Here is a 3,073-nt window from a genome sequence, read left to right as displayed (position 1 = left end):
ATTGGAGTGCTGATGGGGGCTTCCTATCGCTACCTGCCAGGCTTTGAGCTGACGCTTGGCTGGCGCCTAGCCGCCGCTCTGCCGGTGCTGTTACTCGGGCTCGGCGTATGTCTTGCTGCGGATTTCGGAGCACCGTGACCGGCCGTTTCGGTTGATCGTGACCGCTCATTTCGCTAACGCGTGACCGCTCATTTCGGTAGCAACGTGACCGATTCTCCGCCTGTTCCGAAACAGGTGGTCACGGCTTACCGAAATCGCCGGTCACGACTTAGCGAAAGCCTTCCCCTTCGTTGCGCATGACCTGATGCGCCGCCATCCTCGACCGATTTCGGGAGAGGAAGATGGCGGCGCCGCGAGTAGCCATGCGAAACATCAAAGAATGTCTGCGCCTCAAGTTTGAGGCCGGCTTGTCCCACGAGAAGATTGCCCGTGCCTTGCAGCTGTCCAAGGGCGTGGTTAGCAAGTACATCGCGGCGGCGCGGGTGGCCGGGCTGGACTGGCCGGCGCTGGTGGCCATGGACGAGGCCGCGCTGGCGGCCGCCTTGTTTGCACCGACGTCGACGAACAAGCCGCGCGGTGAGCGAGTGCTGCCCGATGTGCTGAGCATCCACCGCGAGTTGCGACGCAAGGGCGTGACCTTGCAGCTGCTGTGGGAGGAATATCTCGCCGCGCATGCGGGCCAGCCGACCTACCGCTACACCCAGTTCGTCGAGCACTACCGGCGCTACGCCCAGACGCTCAAACGTTCGATGCGTCAGCTGCACCGTGCGGGCGAGAAGCTATTCATCGACTATGCCGGGCCGACGCTGCCGGTGGTCGACCCGGCCACCGGCGAAGTGCGCCGGGCGCACATCTTCGTCGCCGCCCTGGGCGCCTCGAATTACACCTATGCCTGCGCGACGCCAGGCGAAACCCAGGTGGACTGGCTGACCTCGCTGGGCCAGGCTCTGACCTACTTTGGCGGCGTGCCGGAAATGGTTGTGCCGGACAATCCGCGCGCCCTGGTCGCCCAGCCGGATCGCTACGAGCCGGGCCTGAACCGGGCCACGCTGGAGTGCGCGCGTCATTACCAGACGGTGATCCTGCCGGCACGGCCACGCAAGCCTCAGGACAAGGCCAAGGCCGAGGTGGCGGTGCAGGTGGTCGAGCGCTGGATCATGGCGCGGCTGCGCCATCGGCAGTTCTTCAGCCTGCATGCGCTTAACCAGGCCATCGCCGAGCTGCTGGAGGATCTGAATCGGCGCCCGTTCAAGCGGCTCGATGGCTGCCGGCGCGACTGGTTCGAGCGTCTGGATCGCCCGGCCTTGCGAGCGCTGCCGGTGCATCCCTACGAGGTCGCCACCTTCAAGCGCTGCAAGGTCAGCATCGACTACCACATCGAGGTCAATGGCAGCTTCTACAGCGTGCCCTCCGCCCTGGCCCGGCAGAACGTGGACGTGCGACTGACGGCACACACCCTGGAAGTGCTGCATGGCAACCGGCGGGTGGCCAGCCACCTGCTGCTGGGGCGACGCGGCGCTTACAGTACCCAGCGCGAACACATGCCCGCAGCGCACCAGGCGCATCGTGAGTGGACGCCGCAACGCCTGCTCGACTGGGGCGAGCGGATCGGCCCCTACACGCGCCAACTGATCGATCACCAACTGACCCACAAGCCGCACCCGGAGATGGGCTACCGCGCCTGCCTCGGCCTGCTCTCGCTGGCCCGGCGCTATGGCAATGCACGCCTGGAAGCCGCTGCCGAACGTGCCGTACACCTGCGCGCCTTCACCGGGCGCAGCGTGCGCAACCTGCTCCAGCAAGGCCTGGATCAACAGCCGCTGCCCCAGCGTGCCGCCGAAACGACCTTACCCGGCGACCACGAGAACGTCCGTGGCGCCGACTACTACCAACCCCCGCAACAGGAGCTGTTCGATGATGCCGCAACACACCCTGAATCAACTGCACCAGCTACGCCTGGACGGCATGGCCCGCGCCCTGGAAGAGCAATGGACGCTGCCGGCCAGCCACAGCCTGAGCTTCGATGAACGCCTCGGCCTACTGCTCGACCGCGAACTGGCCTGGCGTGACAACCAGCGCCTGGTACGGCTGCGCAAGAAGGCCAAGCTCAAGTACGCCAACGCCTGCCTGGAAGATCTCGACCGCCGCTCCGGACGCGCCCTGGACGAGCGTCTGATCGCCACCCTGGCCAGTGGCGACTGGATCCGCCAGCAGCACAACCTGCTGCTGACCGGCCCGACCGGTGCCGGCAAAACCTGGCTGGCCTGCGCCCTGGGCAACCAGGCCTGCCGCCAGGGCTATAGCACCCTGTACCTGCGCACCCCGCGCCTGCTGGAACAACTGCGCATCGCTCATGGCGACGGCAGCTTCGGCCGTACCCTGCAACAGCTGGCAAAGGTCGACGTCCTGGTGCTGGACGACTGGGCGCTAGCCCCGCTGGAGGAAGGAGCCCGGCATGACCTGCTGGAGGTGATCGACGACCGCGCTGGCAGCCGCTCCACCATCCTGACGAGCCAACTGCCCATCGAGCACTGGCACGGCTGGATCAACGACCCGACCCTGGCCGATGCCATCCTCGACCGCCTGGTGCACAACGCCTACCGACTGACGATGAAAGGCGAGTCGCTGCGCCGAAAAAAAGCCGAGGAACAAGCCGCATCGTGACCGATGCGATTACAATCCAGAACCCGCGCAACCGGGGTGGAAGCACCGGTCACGTATTAGCGAAACGCTCGGTCACGTTCACCGAAATCCGCAACCGTCAGGCTGTGGAGCCGGTCGGCAACCACTTTGAGGGCTGTCGTGTGGTGTTCTCTGGTCGCGTGTAGGTGGACGATTCGAGTAAGGAACTGTTCGGTGGAGGACACGCGGTTGTTCTGCGCGATGCACAGCGCTCCACGGAAAATCAGGGCGTGGGTGTCGTTGCTGTTGGACTTCGTGCCGATGGTGCGCAAGGTGCCGTTGTGGTCGAACAGGTTCTTGTATTCGTCCCAGTTGAACTGGTTGACGATCACCCGGCCCTGGCTGTCGGTGGTTTCGCTGTCGGACTCGATCAGCACTACCGGCAGGTTGC

At 65.2% G+C, this 3,073-nt stretch carries 3 protein-coding genes; 2 read left to right on the top strand and 1 reads right to left on the bottom strand.

Translation table 11 applies throughout. From position 1 onward, the window contains the following. Window positions 1-341: 341 nt before the first annotated feature. Window positions 342-2,027 carry an IS21 family transposase gene (gene istA, locus EER27_RS16765; protein ID WP_024360721.1) on the top strand — a complete coding sequence of 562 codons (1,686 nt, stop codon included), beginning with the start codon at window positions 342-344 and terminating at the stop codon, window positions 2,025-2,027. Next, a complete protein-coding gene (istB, locus tag EER27_RS16760) occupies window positions 1,915-2,664 on the top strand; it encodes an IS21-like element IS1474 family helper ATPase IstB (protein ID WP_003460139.1) in 750 nt (249 codons plus the stop codon). Before istA ends, istB begins: the two co-directional genes overlap by 113 nt. Before the next feature lie 56 nt (window positions 2,665-2,720). Here the strand turns inward: istB and EER27_RS16755 are convergent. Then, the coding region (locus tag EER27_RS16755) for a hypothetical protein (RefSeq protein ID WP_223807382.1) at window positions 2,721-3,073 on the bottom strand (353 nt) is incomplete at its 5' end.

This window comes from Montanilutibacter psychrotolerans (assembly GCF_003719825.1).
GTDB lineage: Bacteria > Pseudomonadota > Gammaproteobacteria > Xanthomonadales > Xanthomonadaceae > Montanilutibacter > Montanilutibacter psychrotolerans.
Note: the sequence above shows the minus strand (reverse complement) of the source record. Positions and strands in the feature narration are given on the sequence as shown.